The 25,589-nt window shown below is 73.7% G+C and carries 22 protein-coding genes; 15 read left to right on the top strand and 7 right to left on the bottom strand.

The features are described from left to right. Window positions 1-33 precede the first annotated feature (33 nt). Both L2C96_RS01000 and L2C96_RS00995 read left to right on the top strand, forming a co-directional pair. Window positions 34-1,356, top strand: a complete 1,323-nt coding sequence (locus L2C96_RS01000; RefSeq protein WP_237334729.1) for a flavin-containing monooxygenase — start codon at window positions 34-36, stop codon at window positions 1,354-1,356. Continuing rightward, window positions 1,353-2,441, top strand: coding sequence for a serine hydrolase domain-containing protein (locus L2C96_RS00995; protein WP_237334728.1), 1,089 nt, complete (start codon window positions 1,353-1,355; stop codon window positions 2,439-2,441). The genes L2C96_RS01000 and L2C96_RS00995 overlap by 4 nt, the downstream gene beginning before the upstream one ends. Here L2C96_RS00995 and L2C96_RS00990 read toward each other — a convergent pair. From L2C96_RS00990 to L2C96_RS00980, 3 genes are read right to left on the bottom strand one after another with little or no spacing between them, the layout of a single operon-like run. After that, a complete protein-coding gene (locus L2C96_RS00990) occupies window positions 2,438-3,571 on the bottom strand; it encodes a GDSL-type esterase/lipase family protein (RefSeq protein WP_237334727.1) in 1,134 nt (377 codons plus the stop codon). The two genes, L2C96_RS00995 and L2C96_RS00990, sit on opposite strands and share 4 nt — an antisense overlap. Then, the gene (locus tag L2C96_RS00985) at window positions 3,568-4,146 is read right to left on the bottom strand and encodes a TetR/AcrR family transcriptional regulator (protein ID WP_237334726.1); all 579 of its coding nucleotides are present in this window, start codon (window positions 4,144-4,146) and stop codon (window positions 3,568-3,570) included. Before L2C96_RS00985 ends, L2C96_RS00990 begins: the two co-directional genes overlap by 4 nt. 12 nt (window positions 4,147-4,158) lie before the next feature. Next, entirely contained in the window at window positions 4,159-5,781 is a 1,623-nt protein-coding gene (locus tag L2C96_RS00980) for an AMP-binding protein (RefSeq protein WP_237334725.1), read from the bottom strand. A gap of 177 nt (window positions 5,782-5,958) precedes the next feature. Between L2C96_RS00980 and L2C96_RS00975 the strand changes: the two genes are divergently transcribed. The 3 genes from L2C96_RS00975 (at window position 5,959) to L2C96_RS00965 (ending at window position 8,906) form a co-directional block, all read left to right on the top strand. Beyond that, window positions 5,959-6,852: an SDR family NAD(P)-dependent oxidoreductase gene (locus L2C96_RS00975; RefSeq protein ID WP_237334724.1), complete on the top strand. Its 894-nt coding sequence runs from the start codon at window positions 5,959-5,961 to the stop codon at window positions 6,850-6,852. A 1-nt stretch (window position 6,853) separates the two neighbouring features. Continuing rightward, complete coding sequence (locus tag L2C96_RS00970; RefSeq protein WP_237334723.1) at window positions 6,854-7,312, top strand: MaoC family dehydratase; 459 nt, start codon at window positions 6,854-6,856, stop codon at window positions 7,310-7,312. Between the two features lie 151 nt (window positions 7,313-7,463). Next, window positions 7,464-8,906, top strand: coding sequence for a DHA2 family efflux MFS transporter permease subunit (locus tag L2C96_RS00965; RefSeq protein WP_237334722.1), 1,443 nt, complete (start codon window positions 7,464-7,466; stop codon window positions 8,904-8,906). Between the two features lie 235 nt (window positions 8,907-9,141). Here the strand turns inward: L2C96_RS00965 and L2C96_RS00960 are convergent, their stop codons facing one another. Further along, window positions 9,142-9,768: an MBL fold metallo-hydrolase gene (locus L2C96_RS00960; protein ID WP_237334721.1), complete on the bottom strand. Its 627-nt coding sequence runs from the start codon at window positions 9,766-9,768 to the stop codon at window positions 9,142-9,144. Then, window positions 9,765-10,850, bottom strand: coding sequence for an S-(hydroxymethyl)mycothiol dehydrogenase (locus L2C96_RS00955; RefSeq protein ID WP_237334720.1), 1,086 nt, complete (start codon window positions 10,848-10,850; stop codon window positions 9,765-9,767). The genes L2C96_RS00960 and L2C96_RS00955 overlap by 4 nt, the downstream gene beginning before the upstream one ends. A gap of 127 nt (window positions 10,851-10,977) precedes the next feature. Between L2C96_RS00955 and L2C96_RS00950 the strand changes: the two genes are divergently transcribed. After that, on the top strand, window positions 10,978-12,225 hold the full coding sequence (locus L2C96_RS00950) for a response regulator transcription factor (RefSeq protein WP_237334719.1): 1,248 nt from the start codon (window positions 10,978-10,980) through the stop codon (window positions 12,223-12,225). 230 nt (window positions 12,226-12,455) lie between these two features. On the opposite strand, the gene L2C96_RS00945 is transcribed toward L2C96_RS00950, so the two are convergent. Continuing rightward, entirely contained in the window at window positions 12,456-13,181 is a 726-nt protein-coding gene (locus L2C96_RS00945) for a ferritin-like domain-containing protein (protein WP_237334718.1), read from the bottom strand. A gap of 103 nt (window positions 13,182-13,284) precedes the next feature. Here L2C96_RS00945 and L2C96_RS00940 point away from each other — a divergent pair, with 103 nt between their 5' ends. Further along, window positions 13,285-13,731, top strand: coding sequence for an SRPBCC family protein (locus L2C96_RS00940; RefSeq protein ID WP_237334717.1), 447 nt, complete (start codon window positions 13,285-13,287; stop codon window positions 13,729-13,731). On the opposite strand, the gene L2C96_RS00935 is transcribed toward L2C96_RS00940, so the two are convergent. Beyond that, a complete protein-coding gene (locus tag L2C96_RS00935) occupies window positions 13,722-14,042 on the bottom strand; it encodes a hypothetical protein (RefSeq protein ID WP_237334716.1) in 321 nt (106 codons plus the stop codon). The two genes, L2C96_RS00940 and L2C96_RS00935, sit on opposite strands and share 10 nt — an antisense overlap. A 32-nt stretch (window positions 14,043-14,074) precedes the next feature. On the opposite strand from L2C96_RS00935, the gene L2C96_RS00930 reads away from it, so the two are divergent. From L2C96_RS00930 to argG, 8 genes are all read left to right on the top strand, one after another. Further along, window positions 14,075-15,757 (top strand): hypothetical protein, encoded by a 1,683-nt coding sequence (locus L2C96_RS00930; protein ID WP_237334715.1) that lies wholly within the window; start codon window positions 14,075-14,077, stop codon window positions 15,755-15,757. A gap of 104 nt (window positions 15,758-15,861) precedes the next feature. After that, window positions 15,862-16,479 carry an antibiotic biosynthesis monooxygenase gene (locus L2C96_RS00925; RefSeq protein ID WP_237334714.1) on the top strand — a complete coding sequence of 206 codons (618 nt, stop codon included), beginning with the start codon at window positions 15,862-15,864 and terminating at the stop codon, window positions 16,477-16,479. Window positions 16,480-16,858: 379 nt separating this feature from the next. Beyond that, a complete protein-coding gene (locus L2C96_RS00920) occupies window positions 16,859-18,130 on the top strand; it encodes an SWIM zinc finger family protein (RefSeq protein ID WP_237334713.1) in 1,272 nt (423 codons plus the stop codon). Beyond that, the gene (locus tag L2C96_RS00915; RefSeq protein WP_237334712.1) at window positions 18,127-19,536 is read left to right on the top strand and encodes a DUF5691 domain-containing protein; all 1,410 of its coding nucleotides are present in this window, start codon (window positions 18,127-18,129) and stop codon (window positions 19,534-19,536) included. The genes L2C96_RS00920 and L2C96_RS00915 overlap by 4 nt, the downstream gene beginning before the upstream one ends. Continuing rightward, entirely contained in the window at window positions 19,533-20,612 is a 1,080-nt protein-coding gene (locus tag L2C96_RS00910) for an ATP-binding protein (protein ID WP_027930041.1), read from the top strand. The genes L2C96_RS00915 and L2C96_RS00910 overlap by 4 nt, the downstream gene beginning before the upstream one ends. Beyond that, on the top strand, window positions 20,609-22,795 hold the full coding sequence (locus L2C96_RS00905; protein ID WP_237334711.1) for a DUF5682 family protein: 2,187 nt from the start codon (window positions 20,609-20,611) through the stop codon (window positions 22,793-22,795). The genes L2C96_RS00910 and L2C96_RS00905 overlap by 4 nt, the downstream gene beginning before the upstream one ends. Continuing rightward, a complete protein-coding gene (locus L2C96_RS00900) occupies window positions 22,792-23,943 on the top strand; it encodes a VWA domain-containing protein (protein WP_237334710.1) in 1,152 nt (383 codons plus the stop codon). The genes L2C96_RS00905 and L2C96_RS00900 overlap by 4 nt, the downstream gene beginning before the upstream one ends. Before the next feature lie 158 nt (window positions 23,944-24,101). After that, window positions 24,102-25,559 carry an argininosuccinate synthase gene (gene argG, locus L2C96_RS00895; protein WP_020419814.1) on the top strand — a complete coding sequence of 486 codons (1,458 nt, stop codon included), beginning with the start codon at window positions 24,102-24,104 and terminating at the stop codon, window positions 25,557-25,559. Window positions 25,560-25,589: the final 30 nt, after the last annotated feature.

Genomic DNA, 25,589 nt, shown 5'->3' with positions numbered 1-25,589 from the left:
TCAGCGGCATCGTGGCCAGCGGAGGAGGCATCCGTGAGTTCACTCCCCACCGTCTGCATCATCGGCGCCGGCTGCTCCGGCTTCACCACGGCGAAGCGGTTGCGCGACCACGGCATCCCCTACGACTGCTTCGAAATGTCCGACGACGTCGGCGGCAACTGGTACTTCGGCAACCCCAACGGGCGCTCGGCCTGCTACGAATCGCTGCACATCGACACCTCGACCACGCGCCTGCAGTTCGAGGACTTCCCGGCCGGCGCGGACTGGCCGCACTTCCCGCACCACTCGCTGATCCACCAGTACTTCCGCGACTACGTCGACCACTTCGGGCTGCGCGAGACGATCACCTTCGACACCGTGGTCGAGCACGCGGCCCGGCGACCCGACGGCACCTGGCGGATCACCCTGTCCACCGGCGAGACCCGCGACTACGACGCGCTCGTGGTCGCCAACGGCCACCACTGGAACCCGTACCTGCCCGACTACCCCGGCACGTTCGACGGGCCGGTCCTGCACAGCCACGCCTACCGCAGCCCGTTCGACCCGGTCGACATGCGGGACAAGCGGATCGTCGTGGTGGGTATGGGGAACTCGGCGCTGGACATCGCCTCCGAGCTGTCGCACCGCTCCATCGCGCGGCACGTGTGGGTGTCCGCGCGGCGCGGCGTGTGGGTGTTGTCGAAGTACCGCGGCGGCAAACCGGCGGACAAGATGATGATGCCGCCGTGGATGCCGAAGAAGATCGGCCTGGCCCTGTCCCGGCGGGCGATCAAGAAGACGCTGGGCAACATGGAGGATTACGGGCTTCCCAAGCCGGACCACGAGCCGCTGTCGGCGCACCCGTCGGTGAGCGTGGACTTCCTCGCCAAGGCCGGCTCCGGCGACCTGACCTGCGTGCCCGCGATCGAGCGGCTGGACGGCGACGCCGTGGTGTGCGTGGACGGCACCCGCGTCGAGGCCGACGTGATCGTGTGCGCCACCGGGTACCGGATGTCGTTCCCGTTCTTCGACGATCCGGCGCTGCTGCCGGACGCCGAGCACCGGCTGCCGCTGTTCAAGCGGATCGTCAAGCCCGGCATCGGCAACCTCTACTTCGCCGGGCTGGCGCAGGCGTCGCCGACGATCGTCAACCTCGCCGAGCAGCAGAGCAAGCTCATCGCGCGGCACCTGACCGGGGAGTACGAGCTGCCGGACGTCGCGGAGATGGAGGCCGCCATCGCACGGGACGAGGCCAAGCACCTCGGGCAGTACTACTCCGCGCCGCGGCACACCATCCAGCTCGACTTCGCCCGCTACGTGCGGGACCTGCACCGCGAGATCGAGGCGGGCCGGAAGCGGGCGGCGGCCGTCCGGTGAACGGCCACTGCGACGCGCGGTTCGCCGCACTCGGCGACCTGCTGGCGGAGCGGCTGCGCGACGGCGCCGAGGCGGGGGCCTCGGTCTGCGTGATCGCCGACGGCGAGGTGGCGGTGGACCTGTGGGGCGGCTCGGCCGCGCCGGGCGTGCCGTGGACGCGCGACACGCTGGTCACCACGTACTCGCTGACCAAGACGATGGTGGCGCTGGTGGCGCTCGCGCTGGTGGACCGGGGGCAGCTCGACCCGGACGCGCCGGTGGCGCGGTACTGGCCGGAGTTCGCCGCCGCGGGCAAGGACGGCGTGCTGGTGCGGCACGTCCTGGGCCACATCTCGGGCGTGTGCGGATGGGATTCGCCGGTCACTCTCGACGACATCTGCGACGTGGCACGAGCGGCGGCGTTGCTGGCGGCGCAGGAGCCATGGTTCCCGCCGGGCGAGGGCTCCGGGTACCAGGCGGTCAGCCACGGCCACCTGGTCGGCGAGATCGTGCGGCGGGTGACCGGCCGCTCGCTGGGCACGGTGCTGCGGTCGGAGTTCGCGGAGCCGCTGGGGGCGGACTACTGGCTGGGCGCGCCGGCGGACGTGGACGCCCGGCTCGCCACGCTGGTGCCGCCCGAGTCGTCCGGAGTGGACTACGCGGCCCTCGACCCGATCGCGGTGCGCACACTGACCAACCCGCTGATCCCGCCGACGGTGACGACCACGCGGCCGTTCCTGGCGGCCGAGCTGGGCGGGCTGAACGGCCAGGGCAACGCCCGCTCGGTGGCGCGCCTGCAGTCGGTCGTCTCCCACGGCGGGACGATCGACGGCAGGCGGTTCCTTTCGGAGTCCACTGTGGAGCGCATCTTCGAGGTGCAGGCCGACGGGGTGGACCGGGTGCTCGGCGCGCCCGTCCGGTTCGGGCTCGGCTACGCGGTCGACGGCCGCACCTGCTGGTGGAGCGGTTTCGGCGGCGCGGTGGTGGTGAACAACCTCGACCGGCGGCTGACGTTCGCCTACGTGATGAACCGGATGGCGCCGGGGCTGCTGAACGCGCCGAACACCACCGCCTACCTCGCCGCGCTCCGCTCCTGCCTGGACTAGCGAGCCGCGAACGGGCCGCCGAACGCGAGCTTGGCGAACCGCTCCCCCATCAGCCGGTGGGTCGCCGCGTCCGGGTGGAGGTTGTCGGGCAGCGGACGGTCGTTCTCGCCGTGGAGGTCGCGGCCGTCGAGGTAGTGCAGGTTCTCGTCGGCGCGCTCCGCGACGATCCGCGCCAGCTCCTCCCGGATCACGCGCAGCGTCAGCTTCCCGGCAGCGCGCTCGGCCGGATCCCCCGTGGCCCGGAAGCGCACGACGCCCGACTTCAGCGCCTCGACGTCGAACGCGCCGGGGCCGGGCGTGTCCTCGTGGATCGGGCACCAGATCGGCGAGACCACCAGCAGCGGGGCGTCCGGGTGCCCGTCGCGGATCGTGTCGAGGAAACCATGCACCGCGGGCGTGAACGCACGCAGCCGCATCACGTCGCCGTTCACCAGGTTGATCCCGATCTTGACGCTGATCAGGTCGGCCGGCGTGTCCCGCATGACCCGCGCGGTGAACGAATCCAGCATGGCGCTGCCGCCGAAGCCGAGGTTCACCAGCTCGGCGCCGCCCAGCCCGGCGGCCACCGCGGGCCACGTGGTGACCGGGCTCGCCGCGTCCGAGCCGTGGCTGATCGAGCTGCCGTGGTGCAGCCAGACCCGCCCGCGCACGGGCGACGGCGAGACCGGCGCGTCCGTGCGCAGCGCGATCAGCTCGGTGATCTCGTTGTGCGGCAGCCAGATCTCCACGTCCTTGTCGTGGCCGGGCAGCCCGTCGAACCGCACCGTGCCGGGCGGCCCGGGCTCCATCCGGGCCGCGCCGGTGGACAGGTCGATGTGGACGGTGTTGCCGCCGCCGACCCCGCCCTGCGCGGTCAGCCGCCCGTCGACCAGCAGGTCGTACACGCCGTCCGGGCGCGGCGGGGTGCCCACATAGGACCGGGTGGTGCGCAGCGCGTCCAGTTCGATCACGGTCGCGCGGGTGCGGAAGACCAGCCGCACGCCGGACGGTTGCGACTCCGCCATGCGGAGCGGCGCGTCGGCACGGCCGCGCGCCCACGCGGGCAGCCGGTGCGGCACCAGGCCGTGCGCACCGGATTCGACGTCCAGGGCTCCGCGCAGCAGGTCCGCGGTCAGGGGTGTGGTGATCACGATCCGGTCCTCCCGGGCCAGTTCCGCAGGGTGACGTCGAGGACCTCGAGGATCCGTGACCAGGACTCGCCGGGCTCGGGCGCGCTGTGGCCGAACGCGCCGCCCGATTCGAGTTCGACGAAGCCGTGGACGACGCTGCCCAGCAGCCGGACGGCGTGCGGGTGGTCGGCCTCCGGCACGTCGTAGCCACGCAGGATCGCCTGCATCATCCGGGTGTGCCGGGGCCCGGCGCTCGCGGCCGCGTGCTCCGGGTCGAGCCGGAACCGCGCCGCCGCCCAGCGGCCCGGGTGCTCGCGGGCGTAGTCGCGGTAGACGCCGGCGAAGGCGACCAGCGCGTCCCGGCCGGCTCGCCCGGCGAGCGCGTCGGCGGCCCGGTCGGCGAGTTCGCCCAGCGCCAGCAGCGCGACGCGGACCTTGAGGTCGTGGGCGCCCCGCACGTGCGAGTACAGGCTCGCGACCTGGACGCCGAACCGGCGGGCCAGCGCCGACGGGGTGACCTCGTCGAACCCGGCCTCGTCGGCCAGCTCCGCCCCCGCCTGGACCACGCGCTCGGTGGTCAGTCCCGCTCGCACCATGCCTAAAGCATATCAGGAAATTCCTAAATGTTTTAGGAGGAGGTCGCGGGCCCAGGCCAGCTCGAGCTTCCCGGTGGGCGTGCGGCGCAGCTCGGGCAGCAGCTCGATCGTGCGCGGCACCTTGTACCCGGCCAGGCCGCGGCGCACCCATTCCCGCAGCTCCCCGGCCGACAAGGTCGCGGAAGCCGTCGCGACCACCGCCGCGACGCGCTCGCCCCACGTCTCGTCCGGCAGGCCCACCACGACCGCGTCGGTGACCTCCGGGTGGGTGAGCAGCGCGTCCTCGACCTCCTGCGGGTGCACCTTCTCGCCGCCGGTGTTGATGACGCCGGACCCGCGGCCGAGGAACCGGATCGCGCCGTCGGCCTCGACAGCGGCCAGGTCGCCGGGGATGGCGTAGCGGACGCCGCCGATCGTGCGGAACGTCGTGGCCGTCTTCGCCGAGTCCTTGTAGTAGCCGAGCGGGATCGGGCCGCGGTAGGCGAGCACGCCGGTCTCGCCGCTGCCGGGCGTCACTTCGGCGTCGCCGGGGCCGAACACCTTCGTCGCGGGCACCGGGAAGAACCGCGACGGCAGATCGTCCACAGTGGAGGTGACCGCGAACGCGAACGGCCCGCCCTCGCTCGAGGCGATCGCGTCGAAGATCGTGACGCTCGCCCGCTCGTGCAGCGCGTGCTTGAGCCGGTCGGACAGCGCCGTGCCGGAACTGATCACCGACCGCAGCGAGCCGAGGTCGTGCGGGCTCCCCCGCCGCTCCGCCGCGACCAGCTCGTCGACGAGCGGACGGCAGACGGCGTTGCCGGCGACGATGATCGTGCGGACCCGCTGCGCGGCGACCGTCGTCCAGACGTGGTGCGGGTCGAGCGCGCCGGGCCTGGTGGTGATCACCCGGCCGCCGGTGAGCAGGGCGCCCATCGAGTTGAACAGGCCGGTGCCGTGCATCAGCGGCACGACCGGCATCGTCGCGTGCGAGCGGTCCTCGGCGTGGGCGTCGATCGCGAGGTGGACGGCCTCGGTGAGGGTGGCGGGCAGCTCCCGCGCGCCCAGCGGCCGGAAGACCGGCACGAACAGCGAGTGCAGCAGATCGGACTGCCGCCAGATGACGCCCTTCGGCTTGCCGGTGGTGCCGCCGGTGTACATGAAGATCTCGTCCGAGCCGAACCGGTGCTCCGGCGGGCGCGGCGGGGTGGCGGTGAGCAGGTCCTCCAGTTCCGGCGCCGACGGCCCGGGCTCCACGGCGGGGCCGGCGCGGACCAGCAGCCGCAGGGTCGGCACGTGCTCCGCGGCGTGGCGCAGGTTCGGCGCGAGCACCCCGCTGAACACCACCGCGGCCGCGTCGGCGTCGGTGAGCAGCGCGGTCAGCTCGTCCGCGGTGTACCGGTAGTTCGCGTTGACCGGCACGGCGCCGATCTTGAACGCGGCGAACACGGTCTCCAGGTAGGCCGCGCCGTTGTGCAGGTAGCAGGCCACCTTGTCGCCGGCCCGCACCCCGGCCTCCTCGAGCGCGGTGGCCAGCCGGGCGGCGCGGTCGTCGAACTGGGCGTAGGTCAGGTCGCGCCCCGGTTCGGAGATCGCGACCGCGTCCGGCAGGCCACGGGCCACGGCCTCCCAGACGGTGCCGAAGGAGACGTCCATCCGGTCCGCACCTCCTCGGCTCGGCGTCCAGCGTAGGAAGGCGCGGGGCCGGAGCGACACGGCCGGGAACCGCAGGACGGGCGGGACAAACGTCGCGCCACGGTGGCGACGCAAGGCCAGCGTGCCGGGCAGCCGCGGCTCATACCGTCGAGGAGATCCGCGATCGAAGGAGGGCACATGCTCGACGGCAGAGTCGCCGTGGTCACCGGGGCCGGCCGCGGCCTGGGCCGGTCCTACGCACGGGCGCTGGCCGCCGCGGGCGCCGCCGTGGTCGTCAACGACCTCGACGCCGACGTCGCCAAGGCGACGGTCGCGGAGATCACCGCCGCGGGCGGCCGGGCGGTCGCCGTGGTCGGTTCCGTCGGCGGCAGCTACCTGGCCGAGGCGCTGGTGCGGCGGGCGGTCGGCGAGTTCGGCCGCCTCGACGTGATGGTCACCAACGCCGGCGCGCTGCGCGACCGGACGCTGCGCAACACCAGCGACGACGACTTCGACCTCGTGGTCACCAGCCACCTGCGCGGCACCTTCACCTGCGGCCGCGCGGCGGTGCGGCGGTTCCGGGAGCAGGGCGAGGGCGGGCGGCTGATCCTCGTCGGCTCCCCCGCCGGGCAGCGCGCCAGCTTCGGGCAGACCGCGTACTCCGCGTCGAAGGGCGCCATCGTCGCGATGATGCGCACCTGGGCGGTGGAGCACGCGAAGATCGGCGTGACGGTCAACGCGGTCGTGCCCACCGCGCTCACCCGGATGGTCGCGACGATGCCGGGGCTGGGCGAGCTGGTGTCCAGGGTGGACGCGGGCGAGCCGGTGCCGGAGCCGCTGCGGCGCCAGGGCCTCGGCACCCCGGACGACGTGGCGCCGCTGGTGGTCTACCTCGCGTCGGCGGAATCCGCGCACGTCACCGGCCAGGCCATCGCCGCCGGTGGCGACCGCATCGCGCTGTGGACGCACCCGGGCGAGGTGGCCGAGGAGCTGCGGCCCGGTGGCTGGACCGTGCCGGAGGTCGCGCGGCTGTTCGCCGGAGCGCCGCTGCAGGAGTTCGAACCCGCGCCGCTGATGTTCGAGGAGGTCTGACGTGGCGATCGTCGTGCACGGCGTCGACGGGGTGCGCGCCCTGCCGGTCGGGGAACCGCTCGGCAGCAGCGGGCTGGTCGAGGTCACCCAGGACGCGGTGAACCGGTTCGCCGAGGCGACCGGGGACCACCAGTGGATCCACGTCGACGTCGAGCGGGCGAAGGCGGGGCCGTTCGGTGGTCCCATCGCGCACGGTTACCTGACGCTGTCGCTGGTGCCGCGGCTGCTGCCGGAGATCGTGGAGTTCACCGGGTTCGGGCTGACCGTCAACTACGGCTGCGAGAAGGTCCGCTTCCCCTCCCCGGTGCCGGTGGGCAGCAAGGTGCGCGCGACCGCCACGCTCGAGGAGGTGACCGAGGTGCGGGGCGGGCTGCAGCTGGCGATCACGATGACGATCGCCGCCGAGGACGCGCCGAAACCGGCCTGCGTGGCGACGATCCTCATCCGCCAGATGACCTAGCGCCGCAGCGGGAATTCGATGGACGGGCGGTGCGTTCGCACCGTATAAGTGGTTCGGCTGTTTTCGCCTGCCCTGCTGGGGGATGGGTGCGGCCGTTCCGGCGGCGCCGAGGCCGCGATCCCGACCACTGAATTCCCTGTGAGGTGCTTCCATGGCCGCCCCCGCGACCACTCCGCCAGACGCCGCGCACGAGGCGCCGCCGCGGTCCGGGCTGCTCATCGGCGTGCTGGTCGTCTCCGCGTTCGTGATGATCCTGAACGAGACGATCCTGAGCGTCGCGCTGCGCGACCTCACCGCCGACCTGGCCGTCTCCACCACCACGGTGCAGTGGCTGACCAGCGGGTTCCTGCTGACGATGGCGGTGGTCATCCCGACCACCGGGTTCCTGCTCGAACGGTTCACCCCGCGCCAGGTGTTTCTCGCGTCGCTGACCCTGTTCAGCGCGGGCACCGCGATCAGCGGGCTCGCGCCCGGTTTCGGCATGCTGATGGCCGGGCGCGTGGTCCAGGCCTGCGGCACCGCCGTGATGCTGCCGCTGCTGATGACGTCGGTGATGCGCCTGGTGCCGGAGAACAAGCGCGGCGCGACGATGGGCACCATCACCATCGTGATCGCCGTGGCCCCCGCGGTGGGGCCGACGATCGGCGGCGCGGTGCTCGCGTCGCTGGGCTGGCGCTGGATGTTCTGGATCGTGCTCCCGCTGGCGCTGGCCGCGCTGGCGATCGGCGCGGCGTGGTTCCGGCTGGACAGCTCGACCCGCAAGGTGCCGCTGGACGTACCGTCGGTGCTGCTGTCCGCGCTCGGTTTCGGCGGCGTGCTCTACGGCCTGGCCGGCATCGGCGAAGGCGGCGGGCACGCGCCGGTGCCGCCGTGGGCCACGATCGTCGGCGGGCTCGCCCTGCTGGCCGTGTTCACCTGGCGGCAGACGCGGCTGCAGCGCGAGGACAGGGCGCTGCTGGACCTGCGGCCGTTCACCCACCGCAGTTTCGTCGTCGCGCTGGTGCTGGCCGCGCTGCTGTTCGTGTGCCTGCTCGGGGTCGCCTCGATCATGCTGCCGCTGTACCTGCAGACCGTGCTGCACACCAGCACGTTCGTCAGCGGGCTGGCGGTGCTGCCCGGCGGACTGACGCTCGGGTTGCTGGGCCGCCCGGTCGGGGCGCTGTTCGACCGGTTCGGCGCGCGGCCGCTGGTGATCCCCGGCGCGCTGGCGCTGGCGGTGTCGATGTGGCTGTTCGCGCTGCTCGGGCCGGGCTCGCCGCTGGCCGCGGTGATCGCCATCCACGTGCTGCTGATGGCCGGGCTCGGCTTCATGATGACGCCGCTGATGACGGAGTCGCTCGGCGTGCTGCCGGACCACCTGTACTCGCACGGCAGCGCGATCCTGGCGACGCTGCAGCAGGTCGCGGGCGCGTTCGGCACCGCGGTGTTCGTCAGCGTCGCCACGCTGGCCAGCAACGACCCGGCGGGCATCCCGGACGCCACGGGCCTGCGCACGGCGTTCGTGGTGGCCGGCGTCGTCGGGGTGCTCGCGCTGGTGACCGCGCTGTTCGTGCGCAAGCCCGCCGCCGCGACGCCCGCGCCTGCGGCGCACTGAGCGGGGGCACCCGGCGGGTGGCCGCGCTGCGGAACATCACCTGCCTGCACGTCGCCGACGCCTGCCGCGCACTGAGCGCGAGCGCTGCCCCGCCGTCGTCGACACTGGCCAGCCCGCGCGCTGAGCGCGGGCTGCCCAGTTCTCGCTCACCGCGGCGGTGGCAGCATCTTGGCCGGGCAGCCCGCGCGGTAGCCAGGCGCGCTACGACGGCCACGGCGTGGGCGACCACGCCGGCTCAGTAGCCGCGTGCGATCCACTCCGCCAGGTGCGGCGCCTCGGTCCCGATGGTGGTCCCGTCGCCGTGACCGGTGTGCACCCGGGTGTCCTCCGGGAGCTTGAACAGCCGGTCCCGGATCGAGTCGATGATCGTCGGGAAGTCCGAGAACGACCGGCCCGTCGCGCCCGGCCCCCCGGCGAACAGCGTGTCGCCGGTGAAGAGCGCCTTCGCCTCGGGCAGGTGCAGGCACACCGAGCCGGGCGAGTGGCCCGGGGTGTGGATCAGCTCGATCTCGGTGCCCGCGACGGCGATGCGCTGACCGTCGTCGGCCTTCCAGAACGCCTGCCCGGCGTGGGTCATGTCCCACAGCTGCTGGTCGCCCGGGTGCAGGAGCACCGGCGCGTAGAGCTGCTCGCCGAGCTGCGGCGCGTGGGTGACGTGGTCGTTGTGGCCGTGCGTGCAGACCACCGCGACGACCTTGCGCCCCGCGACGGCCTCGACGATCGGCTTGTCGTCGTGCGCGGCGTCGACAACCACCACCTCGTGGTCGTCGCCGATGAGCCAGACGTTGTTGTCGACCTCCCAGCTGCCGCCGTCGAGTTCGAAGACACCGGAGGTGACGACCCGGTCGATCCGGAAGCTCACCAGACCACCACCGAACGCAGCACCTCGCCGGCGTGCATGGTGTGGAAGGCCTTCTCGACGTCGTCCAGCCCGATGCGCTCGGTGACGAACTTGTCCAGCGGCAGCCTGCCCTGCAGGTACAGGTCGACCAGCACCGGGAAGTCCCGTTCCGGCAGGCAGTCGCCGTACCAGGACGACTTCAGCGCGCCGCCGCGGGAGAAGAAGTCGAGCAGCGGCATCTCCAGCCGCATGTCCGGGGTCGGGACGCCGACCAGCACGACCGTGCCGGCGAGGTCGCGGGCGTAGAACGCCTGCTTCCAGGTCTCCGGCCTGCCCACCGCGTCGATCACCACGTCCGCGCCGAACCCGCCGGTCAGGGCCTGGACGGCCTCGACCACTTCGGTCTCGGTCGCGTTGACCGTGTGGGTGGCGCCCAGTTCGGTAGCCCACTCGAGCTTCTTCGCGTCGCGGTCGACGGCGATGATCTTGTTCGCACCGGCCAGGCGGGCCCCGGCGATGGCCGCGTCGCCGACGCCACCGCAGCCGATCACCGCGACGGAATCGCCCCGGCTCACCGCGCCGGTGTTGACCGCCGCGCCCAGCCCGGCCATCACGCCGCAGCCGAGCAGGCCGGCGACGGCGGGGTCGGCGGCCGGGTCGACCTTGGTGCACTGCCCGGCGTGCACGAGCGTCTTGTCCGCGAACGCGCCGATGCCCAGCGCCGGGGTCAGCTCGGTGCCGTCGGTCAGGGTCATCTTCTGGGTGGCGTTGAACGTGCTGAAGCAGTACTGCGGGCGGCCGCGCTTGCAGGCCCGGCACTGGCCGCACACCGCGCGCCAGTTGAGGACGACGTAGTCACCCGGCTGGACCGAATCGACGCCTTCGCCGACGCTTTCGACGGTGCCGGCGGCCTCGTGCCCGAGCAGGAACGGGAACTCGTCGTTGATGCCGCCCTCGCGGTAGGTCAGGTCGGTGTGGCACACCCCGCACGCGGCGATCGCGACCACGACCTCACCGGGACCGGGGTCGGGGATCACGATGTCGGTGAGCTCGACCGGAGCTCCCTTCGAGCGGGCGATCACGCCGCGGACCGTCTGTGGCATCGGCTGTTCCTTTCGGTGGAGAAGCATGCGCGGTGACGCATACCGTTGGCGACGGTAGCCCTGAGTGGCGTTTCCGCGACCTGGTCGTCGGACCAGTAAAACCTCGACCTCCGGTTAGAGTGGCCGCATGGATCCGGTGTCCGATCTGGTGGCTCTGCGCGAGGTCGTGGACGGGCCGCTGCACGAAATCGCCCGCCGCCTCTCGCGGTTCCTCGGCGAGCGGTGGCCGCACACCGCGCTCGTCGTGTTCACCCGGGAGTGCACCGGGCGGCCGCGCAAGGTCGCCGGCGCCACCGAGATGATCAACAAGGTCACGATCGGCGAGCTGGAGGAGCTGAAGGCCGCGGTCGAGCCCGGCCGCCCGGTGAGCACGACCGCGTCGATCGCGGGCGCGGAGCGGACCGTGTGGGTGGTGCTCGATCCGGCCGGCACCCTGCTGGTGCTGGTCCCCCGCGCGGCGCGGCGGCGGCTGCCCGAGCCGGAGCTGCTGGCCGCGATCTTCGGCCTGGTGGTGACCTCGATCAGCCAGCAGGTCGCCCAGGCCAGCCCCGACTACCTCGCCGAGTCGCGGGCCGCCTCCAGCGAGCGGGAGCGCACGATCGCCGAGCTGGCGGCCGCGCACGAGGCGGCGCTGGTGGCGATCCTGACCACGCTGCGGTCCGCCGGCCTGGACGACCGCCGGGCGCGGCTGTCGGCGGCGGACTCGGCGTCGGCGGCGTTGCTGGCGCTGCGATCGGCGCGGAAGTCGGACCAGGCGCTGTCCGAGGAGGCCGCGCCGGAGGCGTTCGCCCGGCTGCGCGAGGACATCCGGCAGATGCTGCGCCACCACGAGGCGCCGATCGAGTTCGTCGCCCCGTCCGGCGGTTCCGTGCCCGGCGAAATCGCGCACGCCGCGCGGGCGATGACGCGGACGGCCGTGCTGGCGTTCACCGCCCAGCCGGGCCTGGCGCGCCTGCGGATCGCGTGGTCGAGCGACGGCGCGAGCCTGGTGGTCGACGTGCGGGACCAGGGGTCCGGCGAGCTGGACGTGGACGCACTGCGCCGTGGCCTCCAGGGCCGGGCGCGGACGCTGGGCGCCGCGCTGGACATCGACGCCGCGCCGGGCTGGGGCAGCCGGGTGACGATCTCGCTGCCGCTGGACGCGCCCGAGCCCTCCGGCGAAACGCGGCTGACGAACCTCAACCGCCGCGAGCGGGAGGTGCTGGCGCTGCTCGCGCAGGGCAAGCGCAACAAGGCGATCGCGGCGGAGCTGGGCGTCACCGAGAGCACGGTGAAGTTCCACGTCACCGGGGTGCTGCAGAAGCTGGAAGTGAGCTCCCGCGGCGAGGCCGCGGCGCTGGCCCTGGGCGCCGGGCTCGGTGTGGCGCACGCCTGAGGTCGCGCGTTCGGCGGATCCACGGCCGTTTCACCGTGCTGTTCGCGCGTCCAGCAGCTCACCCACTTGCAACCGCTGATCGACTTCGGCGCGTTCACGTCATCCCCGGCGGCCCGCCTGTCCCCGATCGAGGCGGTCGCGCGGGCCTTCCACCGTCACCTCCTGCTCGATGCCGCCGGCAGGCGATCTCCGGTTCGGTGATTTCGGCGGCGTGCACCCCATCGCCGGCCTCAGGTCCGGGCGTGCTCCGCTCGCAGCGTGGTCAGGAACCCGCTGAACAGGCGGACCTGTTCGGCCACGAACTCCCGCCGACCGACACCGAGCACGCGCAACGCGGCCCCGTGATCCCAGGCGACCACCACCGCGGTGGTGGCGTGCAGCAGCTGCCACGCGGTCCGCACCAGCCACCACGCCGGGCGCGGCATCGACCCGCGCAGGCGGTCCCGGTGGAAGGGCACGTGCCGCTGCTCGTCATCCAGGATGCGGGCCGCCACGCCGCGCGTCAGGGCGTCACCGGAACCGTCGCGAAGGATGCGGTAGTAGCTGAGCGCCACGGTCTCCGCGATCAGCAGCACCGCAAGCTCCAGCCGCAGCCCCAGCCCGCGCCGGAGCGCGACGAACGCCCTGTCGGTCCAGTGGCTCGTGATCGTCGGCGCCCCGGCGGCCTCCAGCAGGCGGGCGAGCAGCCGCGCGTGGTTCTGCTCCTCGGCGACGAACAACCGCACCGCCGCGGCGTAGGCGCGATCGCCGGTCCGCTCGGCGGCGCGGTTGAGCCGGACACCGTCGCCGGATTCGCCGACCTGGAACCGCTGCAGGCTGCGCACCACCGCCGGGTCGAGCCGGGCGCCCCGGGCCCAGTCCGGATCACCGCGGTCCTGCCTGGCCCGCGCGGCCTCCTGGAACTCCCGCAGCCAACCGCCGGCATCCCGCACCAGAACCCCCTCGCGTCCGGACACTCCTTGACAGGACGGTTGAGCGCGGGCGAGGTTGCCGGACCGAGCTCCTTCCGGGCGCCGCACGACCGGCCTACCCTCGACGCACCACGAGAGGAGTCGCGTCATGTCCGGGAAGACCACCGCCACAGTGGACATCGCACGCAGCCCGCAGGAGGTGTTCGGCTTCCTCGCCGACGCCGCCCACCTGCCCGACTCGCAGCCCGACGTCCGCACCGCCGCCTTCGACGGCCCGGTCCCGGTCACCGTCGGCACCCGCGGGCACGAGGTCCGCCACGTCATGGGCGCCGACCGGACCATCACGTGGGAGGTGACGGCCTACGACCCGGGCCGGCGCTACGGCGTCCGCGGCGTGGACGGGCCGGTCCGGGCGCACGTGGACGTCACGTTCACCCCGGAGGGCGAGGGCACCCACGTCGAGTACGGCATCGGTTTCGAGGGGCACGGCGTGGGCAGGCTCATCGCTCCCCTGGCGCGCCGCAACGCGCGCAAGGAAGTGCCCGCCACGCTCGGCCTGCTGAAACAGCACCTCAAAGCGCAGCCTCAGGTCTGAGCGTGCAACGCACCGCCGCAGTGCGGGCAGCACGCCACACGCGCCCGCGCCGCCCGGCGCCGGTGCTCGTCCGCCAGCCCGGTGAACAACTCCTCCGGCTCGTCGCCTGCCGGCGGACGGGGCCGACGCAACCCGTGCCCGGCCCGCCTGACCGCGCTCACCACCGCCTCCGCCAGCCGCAGGGCGCCCGCGGCCAGTCGCAGGCCGGTCAGGTTGCCGTGTCCGTCCACTTCGGCCTCGACGTTCCCTCGCGCGGCGGTGATCCGCCGGCAGCTGAGTTCGGCCAGCAGCTGATTCCGGAAAACGGCCACGCGCGTGGCGTCCCTTGCGTACAGTCCTCAAGATGCGCGTTTTGCTGGGGGTGGCCCTGCTGGCCATGACGCTGCTGACGGCCTGCGAGGACCACGATCCTGGGCCGAAGGAGCAGACCGCGCCCACACCGGCGCGTGTGGACGAGCCCACCGCGCTGCAGTTCGCGCCGCGGGTGTGGCTGGCCGGCGACGAGCGGTTCACCCCGATGGACGCGACCGCCTACATCCGGCAGTCGGCGCTGCGGTACGAGCACGACGACTGCGCCGACCCCGAGCCGGTGGCCGACCCGGTCGATCCCGGCTCGCTTCGCGGCACTGTCTACAAGCACCACAAGGACGCCGACCCCGCCGTGCCGTCCCCGGACAAGCCGCTGTTCCCCTGTGCCCGCCACTCGGGCGACGAGGTCTCGCCGAACTCCGACGGCGGGTTCTACCTGGACGCGCACGACAACGTCCAGCCCGACGACGCTCCCCCGCCGATGTACTGGGAGCACCACCGCGCCGACGACGAGCGCTCCGCGTACGTGTACTGGTTCTTCTACGGCCGCAACGAACTCCGACCGGCCGGCACCCCCGTGGGCAACACGCACGAGGGCGACTGGGAGCGGGTCGCCGTCCAGCTGCGGAACGGCGAACCGGTCGCGGTGACCTTCTTCGGCCACGGCGCCGAGCCGTGTTCCGTGCCGTGGGCGGACCTGGACCACGACGACGGCCACCCGGTCGTGTACTCGGCCAAGGGGTCGCACGCGTCGTACCCGGCGAAGGGCTGGCACGTCTCCGGCGCCACCTTCGACTGGACCTCGCAGGGAAACCTGTGGCGCACGCAACCGCGCGCGCTCGACGGCGAGCCGTGGTACGGCTACCGCGGCGCGTGGGGCGCGCAGTCGCTCGTGCCCGGCTTCTCCGGCCCGGCCGGTCCCTACCCGGGGCGGCAACTCGCCGACGTGTTCACCGACCGCCGCTGCGCCATGCCCGCCCGGCTGCCGGACGGTTTCGCCGGGACGTGGGAGACCCGCGACCCGGTCGAGCAGTCCCCGGCGGCCCGCCCGTACCACATGCGGGTGGTCCTCGGCGGCGACAGCAACCCGGTCGAGTACCGCACGACCTGGACCGGCCCCGATCCGGACCTGGCGTGCCGCGGCATCCTCCGGCTGGTCGACGCGACCACGCAGTGGCTGGAGCTGCGCGAGACGATCCTGGACAAGGACGCGGGCAACTGCGTCACCGAGGGCACGGTGACGCTCCACCGGGACGGCGAGTCCCTGAAGATGACCTACTCCGGCGGCAGTGTGACGGGATCCGCCACGCTGTACCGCAAGCAGGACGGCCCACCACCGTCCGGATCGTCGACAGCGCCCACGTCGTCCGGCCCGTCGGCGTCCGACGGCATCCGGCGTTACGAGGAGTTCCTGCACGCGGTGGGCCGCGAGGACCTCGCGGTGGTCTGCGAGATCGCGGGCCCGGCCGCGAAGAAGGCCGAGGACCAGGGCTTCGGGCCGTGCGAGCAGACCATGCCGATCACCTTCCAGATGATCTCGCCGGCTCAGAAGCGGGCCCTGCGCACCGCGACGGTCGACCGGGCCGGGGTGACCGAAACCGCCGGGCGGATCGAGATCCCGGCCCGCGCGGTGCGTGCGGACACCCCGTTCACGGAGAGCGACCTGGGCGACGCGGTCCTCGAATACCGCGGCGGCCAGTGGTACGTCGTCGACTAGGGCGGCGCCGGCCGCGGTTGCGCCCGCTCGCCCCGCGGCGCAAGGTGGAGGGCTACCGGCGGCGCCGCCGGGACGCCGCCTCGACCGGAGAGGGGGTGGAAGGCGTGTTCGCGCGTTCCACCACGGTGCAAGCTCACCAGGACACGATCGACGCCGGGATCGCCCACCTGCGCGACGAGGTCATGCCGGAGCTGATGGAGATGCCCGGCTGCGTCGGACTGTCGATGCTCGTCGACCGCGACTCCGGGCGCTGCATCGCCACCAGCTCGTGGGAGTCGATGGAGGCGATGCGGGACAGCGCCGACCGGGTGCGCCCGCTGCGCGACCACGCGGCGGAGGTGATGGGCGGCAATCGCGCCCAGGTCGACGAATGGGAGATCGCGGTGCTGCACCGCACGCGGCCCGCGCCCGAGGGCGCCTGCTGCCGCGTCACCTGGACCCGCTTCGACCAGCTCGACCGCGCCATCGACACCTACCGCATGGGCCTGCTGCCCGAGCTGGAACGCCTCGACGGGTTCTGCAGCGCCAGCCTGATGATCGACCGCGAGGCGGGCATCGCGGTGTCCTCGGTGACCTACGACAACCACGCGAACATGGCGAGCACCCGCAACCGCGCCGACGCCCTCCGCTCGCGCGGCGCGGAGGAGGCCGGGGTGGAGATCCTGGAGGTGGCCGAGTTCGAGCTGGCACTGGCGCACCTGCGGGTGCCCGAAATGGCCTGACCGAACGACCGGGCCGGGGCGGACCGGACCGGACCACCGAGCGGGGCGGGCCATCGAGCCTGCCCCGCTGACCGGGCCGGGACAGACACCAAACCGGACCACGCCACCGGGCCGAGGCGGGCCACCGGGCCGCCGGAATACGACGAGGCGATCAGCTTCACCACAAGCCGGCCGCCGCCGGGGCACGCGGCGGCGGCCCCTGGTCGTCCAGCCGGAACCAGCGGTGGCCCGTACCGGAGCCATGGCCGCCGCGCCGGGCGAGCACCGCCGGACGCGGCTGCCGGCCACTGCCTCCCGCCGGGGCGGCTCCACATCCGGCCGGCGAACCGGCCCGCCCGGGTGCCCGGCCGCCGCCGGGGGTGGCGGATAGGCTGGCCGCGTGGGATCGCGGTGGACGGTGGCTCGGGTGCTCGCGCTGGCCCCGGACGCCGGGTCCGCGCGGGCCGCCCGCGGGCTCGCCAACCCGCGCACCTGGTCCGACCTCGGCAGCACCAGCTCACTCGTCTGGGGCAAGTGCCAGGGCAGCGCCCGCACCCCCTACCAGGTCACCGTCGACGTCACCGAACCGTCCTTCCGCTGCACCTGCCCGAGCCGCAAGTTCCCCTGCAAGCACGGCCTGGCCCTGCTGCTCATGTGGGCCGCGGGCGACGGCTCCGTGTCCGAGGACGCCGGGCCCGCCGACTGGGTCACCCCCGCCACGCCCCGCCGGGAAGCCGCCAAACCCGACCCCGAGGCGCAGGCCAGGCGCCTGGCCGAGCGCGAGTCGCTCATGTCGGCCGGCCTCGACGACTTCGAGCTGTGGCTGCACGACCTCGTCCGCCAGGGCCTGGCGGCCGCCCGCCGCCAGCCGCCCGGGTTCTGGGACACCGCCGCGGCCCGGCTCGTCGACGCCCAGCTGCCCGGGCTCGCCGACCGGGTCCGCGCCGCCGGCGCCGACATCCACGCCCGCGCCGACTGGGCGCCACACCTGCTCGGCGAGGTCGGCCGCTGGTACCTCGCGGTCCGCGCGTGGCGGCGCCGCGCCGAGCTGGACGACGCCGCGATGGGCGACCTGCGCACGGTGCTGGGCTGGGCCCGCCGCCGCGACGAGATCGGCGACCGGGTCGCCGATCGGTGGTGGGTCGTCGGCCTGAGCCAGGAGGAGGACGAGCGCCTGCTGTCCCAGCGCACCTGGCTGCACGGCGAGCGCACCGGCGAAACCGTGGTGCTGCTGGACTTCGCCGCCGCCGGGCAGGCGCTGAAGGTCGCGCACGTGCTCGGGTCCGTTGTGGACGGTGAGGTGGCCCGCTACCCCGGCGGCCAGCCCCGCCGCGCGCTGCTCGCCGGTGACGAGCACAAGGTCACGCCCGGCTCCGGCCTCCCGCACGCCACCGACGTCCGCACCGCGCTCGGCCAGGCCGCCCGGTGGCTCGCCGGGAACCCGTGGCTGCGTCGCATCCCCCTGGCACTGGCCGGGATGACCGTCGTCCCCGGCGACCCGCCGCTGCTCGTCGACCCCGGCGGCGCCGCCCTCACCCTGGCCGCGGGCACCGACGTGTGGCAGCTGCTCGCCCTCTCCGGCGGTCACCCGGTGCCGGTGTTCGGCGAGTGGATCGACGAGCGCCTGCACCCCCTGAGCGTGCAGGTCGGCGACCGGCTGGTGGCGCTGTGACCGCGTGGGAAGACCTGCTGGGCACGGCGCTGGTCGGCACCGGCCGCCGCCCCTTCGACCTGGCCGCCTCCGGCATCCCGGGCGCAGGCAGCGTCACCGCCGACTCGCCCGAGGCCGCGGTCCTGGCCGCGGCCGCCCTCGCCGCCGGGCACCGGCGCGCGGGCTGGACGCCACCGGTCTGGCGCGGCACCCCGCGACAACCGGCCGGCCCCGACGACCGTCCCGAATGCACCCCGGCCGCCGCCCAGCTGCTGGAACTGCTGCTCACCAAGGCCATCCGCCTCGAGGTCGGCACCGAGCTGCTCACCGGCGACTGGCTCACCGCCGCCCGCGACACCGGGCGGCGCCCGCCGTACCGGCTGCTGCCCGACCTGCTCCGCTTCGGCACGACCACCGCCACCGCCCGCCCGCTCGTCCGCGACGTCCTCGGCCCGCGCGGCGCCTGGCTGGCCGCGCACAACCCGGCGTGGAGCTGGGCCGCCACCGTCCCGCCCGCCGACGTGGCCGAGCGCTTCGCCACCGGCACCCGCGCCGAGCGGGTGGCGCTGCTGACCGACCTGCGCGCCACCGCGCCCGGCCGCGCGCGCGAACTGGTCGAGGAAACCTGGGCCGACGAGCCGGCCGCCACCCGCGCCGCGTTCCTCGACACCCTGCGCACCGGTCTGTCCGGCGACGACGAGCCGCTGCTCGAACGCGCCCTCGACGACCGCGCCGCGACCGTCCGCGCCGACGCCACCGCCCTGCTCGACCACCTGCCCGGCTCGGCCCGCGCCCAGCGCATGGCCGAGCGCGCCCGGCGGCTGCACCAGGGCCGCGGCGCCTTCGACCTGCCCGGCGAACCCGACGACGCGGCCCGCCGCGACGGCGTCACCGACCACCGCGAACCGGGTCTCGGCCGCGGCGCGTCCCGGCTGATCCAGATCCTCGCCGCCACCCCGCTGGCCGCCTGGGACCGGGCCTGGATCCCCGAAGCCGGCCACGACGTCCTCCTCGGCTGGACGAAGGCCGCGCTGCGCCAGCGCGACCAGCAGTGGCTCACCGCGCTGGCCCGGCACCAGCCCACCCCCGAGCTGATCGCCGCGCTCACCCCGGCGACCGCCGCGGAAATCCTCGGCGGCAGCCGGAAACTCGACGCCCGGTTCGGTGCGCTGCTCGCCGCCGCGCCCGGCCCGTGGCCCGCGGAGTTCTCCACCGAAATCGTCGCGCGGCTGCGCACCGCCAAGGCCGAGGCCGTGCTGCGGCTGGCCGCCCGCGCGATGGCCGAGCACCTGCACCCCGCCGCGCTCGCCGCCGTCGAGAACTGGCTGCTCGCCCTCGGCACCGACCACAAACCCACCGCGCGCACGCTGCGCGGCATCGCCCACGCGCTGACCATCCGAGCGACCATCCGGCAGGAGTTCACATGACCGACGTGCTGAGAGCACACGCCGAGCAGCAGCACGCCGACGAGCTAGCCGCCCTCGCGGCCGCCGACGACCGGCCCAAACCGCCCAACTGGAAGCTGTCGCCGTGGGCCGTCGCGACCTACGTGCTGGGCGGCGAGGCCCCGGACGGCACCCCGATCACGCCGAAGTACCTCGGCTCGCGCCGCCTCGTCGAGGTCGCGATCGCCACGCTCGCCACCGATCGCGCGCTGCTCCTGCTGGGCGTGCCCGGCACCGCGAAGACGTGGCTGTCCGAGCACCTCGCCGCGGCCATCTCCGGCGACTCCACGCAGCTCGTGCAGGGCACGTCCGGCACCGCCGAGGAGGCGATCCGCTACGGCTGGAACTACGCGCGCCTGCTCGCCGAGGGACCCTCGCCCAAGGCGCTGGTCGCCAGCCCGGTGCTGCGCGCGATGGAGACCGGCGGCATCGCGCGGATCGAGGAGCTGACCCGCATCCCGTCCGACGTCCAGGACGCGCTGATCACGATCCTCAGCGAGAAGACCCTGCCGATCCCGGAGCTGGACAGCGAGGTGCAGGCGCTCGCCGGGTTCAACGTGATCGCCACGGCCAACGACCGCGACCGCGGCGTGAACGACCTGTCCGCCGCGCTGAAACGCCGCTTCAACGTCGTGGTGCTGCCGCTGCCCGACGACGCCGAGTCCGAAGTGGAGATCGTCCGGCTGCGCGTAGAGCAGCTGGGCCGGTCGCTGCAGCTGCCGGCCGGCGCGGAGAACGTGGACGAGATCCGCCGCGTGGTGACCGTGTTCCGCGAGCTGCGCGACGGGGTCACCACCGACGGGCGGACGAAGATCAAGTCGCCGTCGGGGACGCTGTCCACCGCTGAGGCGATCTCGGTGATGACGAACGGGATCGCGCTCGCGACGCACTTCGGCGACGGCGTGGTGCGGGCCGACGACGTGGCGGCCGGCCTGCACGGCGCGGTGGTCAAGGACCCGGTGCAGGACCGGATCGTGTGGCAGGAGTACCTGGAGACCGTGGTGCGCGAGCGCAAGCCGTGGTCCGACCTCTACCGCGCGTGCCGGGAACTGGTGTGAGCGTTCACGTCCTCGGCATCCGGCACCACGGGCCCGGTTCGGCCCGCGCGGTCGCCGACGCCCTGGACCGGCTCGACCCCGAGGTCGTGCTGATCGAGGGGCCGCCGGAGCTGGACTCCGTCGCCCCGCTCGCCGCGGCCGCGGGCATGCGCCCGCCGGTCGCCGGGCTGGTCTACGCCGTCGACCGCCCGGCGACGGCCGCGTTCTACCCGATGGCGGTGTTCTCCCCGGAGTGGGTGGCGCTGCGATGGGCGCTGGAGCACGGCAGGCAGGTGAGGTTCCTCGACCTGCCCGCGAACGTCGCGCTGGTGCTGGAGGACGCCGAGGACCCGGACGCCGAGCCACCGATCGACCCCATCGCGACGCTGGCCGAAGCCGCCGGGTACGACGATCCCGAGCGCTGGTGGGAGGACGCGGTCGAACTGCGCTACCACGGGCTCGAGGTGTTCGACGCGCTGCTCGACGCCATGCGCGCGCTGCGCGAAGGGCACGTGCCGGACCTGCGCACGCAGCGGCGGGAAGCGGCGATGCGGAAGGTGCTGCGGGCGGTCATCCGCGGCGGGGCCGGCACGATCGCGGTGGTGTGCGGCGCCTGGCACGCGCCGGTGCTGGTGCCCGCGGAGTTCCCGTCGCAGGCCGCGGACAACCGGCTGCTCAAGGGACTGCGCACGACGAAGGTCGCGGCGACCTGGGTGCCATGGACGTCGTCGCGGCTGGCCAGGGCCAGCGGCTACGGCGCGGGAATCTCCTCCCCCGGCTGGTACCACCACCTGTTCACCACCGCGCACGACGAGGCGGTGGGCCGGTGGATGGTGCGGGTGGCGCATCTGCTGCGCCGCGAGCAGCACGACGTGTCCCCGGCCGCGGTCATCGAGGCCGTCCGGCTCGCCGACGCGCTGGCCGTGCTGCGCAACCGCCCGCACCCCGGGTTGCCCGAGGTGCTGGAGGCCTGCCAGGCGGTCCTCTGTGGAGGGTCGGACATCCCGATGCGGCTGGTGGCCCGCAAGCTGCTGGTCGGCGACATCCTGGGCCGGGTGCCCGCCGAGACGCCGATGGTGCCGCTGGCCAAGGACCTGGAGGCGACGCGGAAACGGTTGCGGCTCAAGCAGAGCGCGGCCGAGCTGCAGCTGGACCTGGACCTGCGCACGCCGATGCACCTGGAGCGCAGCAAGCTGCTGCACCGGCTGCTGCTGCTCGGCGTGCGGTGGGGCGAGCCCGCGGAGACCGCGCGCACGCGGGGCACGTTCCGGGAGTCGTGGGTGCTGGAGTGGCGGCCGGAGCTGGCGGTCGCGTTGATCGAGGCGAGCGGCTACGGCACGACCATCGAGTCCGCGGCGACGGCGGTGGTGGCGCAGCGGGCCGCCGAGGCCGACATCGCCGAGCTGAGCGTCCTGGTCGAGGACACGCTCACCGCGGACCTGCCGGAAGCGCTGGCCGGGGTGCTCGCGGCGCTCGACGAGCGGGCCGCGCGCCAACACGACACCACGCGGTTGATGGCGGCGGTGGAGCCGATGGCGCGTGTCCGCCGCTACGGCAACGTGCGCCGTGCGGACACCGAGCTGGTGCAGCGGGTGCTGAGCGGGGTGGTCACGCGCATCGCGGTCGGGCTGCCCGCCGCGTGCGCGGGTCTCGACGAGGACGCCGGCCGTGAGGTGCGGCAGCTGGTGGACGGTGTGCAGCGGGGCATCGGGCTGCTCGACCAGCAGGAGCTGCGGGAGGTCTGGTACGGCGCGCTGCGGACGGTGGCCGACCGGCTCGGCGTGCCGGGGCTGATCGCCGGGCGCGCGGTGCGGCTGCTGCTGGACGCCGGGCTGCTGGACGTGGCCGACGCCGCGGGCAGGCTGTCCCGGCAGCTCTCCGTCGCCGCGGACGCGACGCAGGCCGCGGGGTGGCTGGAGGGGTTCCTGTCCGGCGAGGCGGCGCTGCTGGTGCACGAGCCGGAGCTGCTGGAGATCGTCGACCGGTGGGCGACCGGGGTCGGCGAGGAGGTGTTCGACCACCTGCTTCCGTTGCTGCGCCGGACGTTCGCCGAGTTCAGCGCGCCGGAGCGGCGGGAGATCGGGCTGCGGGTGCGGCGGATCGACCGCGGCGAGGGCGCGGCCGGGGCGCGCGCGGCGGACGAGGACCTGGACCACGAGCGGGCGGCGCTGGTGGTGCCGCGGATCCTGGAGCTGCTGGGATGAGTGAACGGCTGCGGCGGTGGCGGATGATGCTCGGCGGGCAGGACGCCGACGGCACCGGCGTGTCGCTGTCCGGTGCGGACGCCCGGCGGGACGCCACGCTGGAAGCGTTGTACGACAAGGAAAAGGATCGCCGTGGCGGGCTCGGCGGGTCGTCCCCGCGGGTGGCGCGGTGGCTGGGCGACATCCGCGGCTACTTCCCCAGCTCGGTGGTGCAGGTGATGCAGCGCGACGCGATGGAGCGGCTGGGGCTGCGCCAGTTGCTGCTGGAGCCGGAGATGCTGGAGTCCGTGCAGCCGGACGTGCACCTGGTGGGCACGCTGCTGTCGCTCAACCGGGCCATTCCGGAGCGGTCGCGGGACACGGCGCGCGCGGTGGTGCGGAAGGTGGTCGAGGACCTGGAGAAGCGCCTGGCGCAGCCGACGCGGCAGGCGGTGGGCGGGGCGCTGCACCGGGCCAACCGCACGAACCGGCCGCGCCACGGCGACATCGACTGGAACCGCACGATCCTGGCGAACCTGAAGCACTACCAGCCCGAGCAGCGGACCGTCGTTCCGGAGCGGCTGGTGGGTTTCGGTCGGCGGCTGCCGAGCGTGTCCAGGCAGATCGTGCTGTGCCTGGACCAGAGCGGGTCGATGGCGGCGTCGGTGGTGTACGCGAGCGTGTTCGGGGCGGTGCTGGCGTCGATCCGGTCGCTGCGGACGCAGGTGATCGCGTTCGACACCGCGGTGGCGGACCTGACCGAGTCGGTGTCCGACCCGGTGGAGCTGCTGTTCGGGGTCCAGCTGGGCGGCGGCACCGACATCAACGCGGCGCTGGCGTACTGCCAGAACCGGATCGACGCCCCGCGCGACACGGTGCTGGTGCTGATCAGCGACCTCTTCGAGGGCGGTGACGAGGAGGAGATGCTGCAGCGCGCGCAGGCCCTTAAGGCGGACGGCGTGCAGGTGGTGTGCCTGCTCGCCCTGAGCGACGACGGAGCGCCCGCCTACGACCACGACAACGCGGCCGCGCTGGCGGCTTTGGGGATTCCCGCGTTCGCCTGCACGCCGGACCGTTTCCCCGACCTCATGGCGGCGGCCGTCCAGCGGCAGGACGTGGCCACCTGGGCGGCAGCGAACGACATCCCCACCGCGGCGGCGGAGGACTGACAAGGGGACGCGGCCAGCGAGGTTCGGCGACAGCCGCGAGCCGGCGGGGCCGCGGCCGAGGCAACCTAGGAGGCCTCACCAACCCCGCACGGGCCGGAGCGGAGACGCCAGCCACACCCGATTGCATGATCATGCATCGTCATGCATATACTGTTCCCGTGTCCAAGGTGCTCACCTCTCTGCCTGTCGGTGAACGTGTCGGGATCGCCTTCTCCGGAGGCCTCGACACGTCGGTAGCGGTCGCGTGGATGCGCGAGAAGGGGGCGGTCCCCTGCGCCTACACCGCTGACATCGGGCAGTACGACGAGCCCGACATCGCCTCCGTGCCGGGCCGCGCCAAGACCTACGGCGCGGAGATCGCCCGGCTCGTCGACTGCCGCGAGGCGCTCGTCGAGGAAGGGCTGGCCGCCCTGGCCTGCGGTGCCTTCCACATCCGCTCCGGCGGCCGCGTCTACTTCAACACCACCCCGCTCGGCCGCGCGGTCACCGGCACGCTGCTGGTGCGCGCGATGCTGGAGGACGACGTCCAGATCTGGGGCGACGGCTCCACCTTCAAGGGCAACGACATCGAGCGCTTCTACCGGTACGGCCTGCTCGCCAACCCGGCCCTGCGCATCTACAAGCCGTGGCTGGACGCCGACTTCGTCACCGAACTGGGCGGCCGCACCGAGATGTCGGAGTGGCTGACGGCCCGGAACCTGCCCTATCGTGCCAGCACCGAGAAGGCCTACTCGACCGACGCGAACATCTGGGGCGCGACCCACGAGGCCAAGGCGCTGGAGCACCTCGACGCCGGCATCGAGCTGGTCGAGCCGATCATGGGCGTCCGGTTCTGGGACCCCGAGGTCGAGATCCCCGCCGAGGACGTCACCATCGCCTTCGAGCAGGGCCGCCCGGTGCGCATCAACGGCAAGGAGTTCGCCACCGCCGTCGACCTGGTGCTCGAGGCCAACGCGATCGGCGGGCGGCACGGGCTGGGCATGTCCGACCAGATCGAGAACCGGATCATCGAGGCCAAGAGCCGCGGCATCTACGAGGCCCCGGGCATGGCGCTGCTGCACGCCGCCTACGAGCGGCTGCTCAACGCGATCCACAACGAGGACACGATCGCCAGCTACCACAACGAGGGCCGCCGCCTCGGCCGCCTCATGTACGAGGGCCGCTGGCTCGACCCGCAGTCGCTCATGCTGCGCGAGTCGCTGCAGCGGTGGGTCGGCACGGCGGTCACCGGCGAGGTCACGCTGCGGCTGCGGCGCGGCGAGGACTACTCGATCCTCGACACCACCGGCCCGTCGTTCAGCTACCACCCGGACAAGCTGTCGATGGAGCGCACCGAGGACGCGGCGTTCGGCCCGGTCGACCGCATCGGCCAGCTCACCATGCGCAACCTCGACATCGCCGACTCGCGCTCACGCCTGGAGCAGTACGCCGGCCTCGGCCTGGTCGGCACCGGCGACGTCCAGCAGCCGAAGCTGGTGGGCGCCGCCCAGGCCGCCTCGACTGGCCTGATCGGCGCCATGACCGAGGGCGGCGCCGAGGTGATCGCCTCCCGCGGCGGCGCCGCGGAGGACGTCGAGCTGCTCGACCACGCCGCGCTGGAAGCCGGCAACGACTGACGCTCCTGGAACGACGGGGCCCGCGCACTC

Source organism: Amycolatopsis tucumanensis, from assembly GCF_021654135.1.
Taxonomy (GTDB): domain Bacteria; phylum Actinomycetota; class Actinomycetes; order Mycobacteriales; family Pseudonocardiaceae; genus Amycolatopsis_E; species Amycolatopsis_E tucumanensis.
The sequence above is the reverse complement of the archived record's forward strand: the minus strand, read 5'-3'. Positions and strand labels throughout refer to the sequence as shown.

Excerpts from the sequence above, each read along its gene's own strand:
- L2C96_RS00985 (WP_237334726.1), bottom strand. The coding sequence starts at position 4,146 with ATGGTGCGAGCGGGACTGACCACCGAGCGCGTGGTCCAGGCGGGGGCG.
- L2C96_RS00980 (WP_237334725.1), bottom strand. The coding sequence starts at position 5,781 with ATGGACGTCTCCTTCGGCACCGTCTGGGAGGCCGTGGCCCGTGGCCTG.
- L2C96_RS00975 (WP_237334724.1), top strand. The coding sequence starts at position 5,959 with ATGCTCGACGGCAGAGTCGCCGTGGTCACCGGGGCCGGCCGCGGCCTG.
- L2C96_RS00965 (WP_237334722.1), top strand. The coding sequence starts at position 7,464 with ATGGCCGCCCCCGCGACCACTCCGCCAGACGCCGCGCACGAGGCGCCG.
- L2C96_RS00955 (WP_237334720.1), bottom strand. The coding sequence starts at position 10,850 with ATGCCACAGACGGTCCGCGGCGTGATCGCCCGCTCGAAGGGAGCTCCG.
- L2C96_RS00950 (WP_237334719.1), top strand. The coding sequence starts at position 10,978 with ATGGATCCGGTGTCCGATCTGGTGGCTCTGCGCGAGGTCGTGGACGGG.
- L2C96_RS00940 (WP_237334717.1), top strand. The coding sequence starts at position 13,285 with ATGTCCGGGAAGACCACCGCCACAGTGGACATCGCACGCAGCCCGCAG.
- L2C96_RS00930 (WP_237334715.1), top strand. The coding sequence starts at position 14,075 with ATGCGCGTTTTGCTGGGGGTGGCCCTGCTGGCCATGACGCTGCTGACG.
- L2C96_RS00910 (WP_027930041.1), top strand. The coding sequence starts at position 19,533 with ATGACCGACGTGCTGAGAGCACACGCCGAGCAGCAGCACGCCGACGAG.
- L2C96_RS00900 (WP_237334710.1), top strand. The coding sequence starts at position 22,792 with ATGAGTGAACGGCTGCGGCGGTGGCGGATGATGCTCGGCGGGCAGGAC.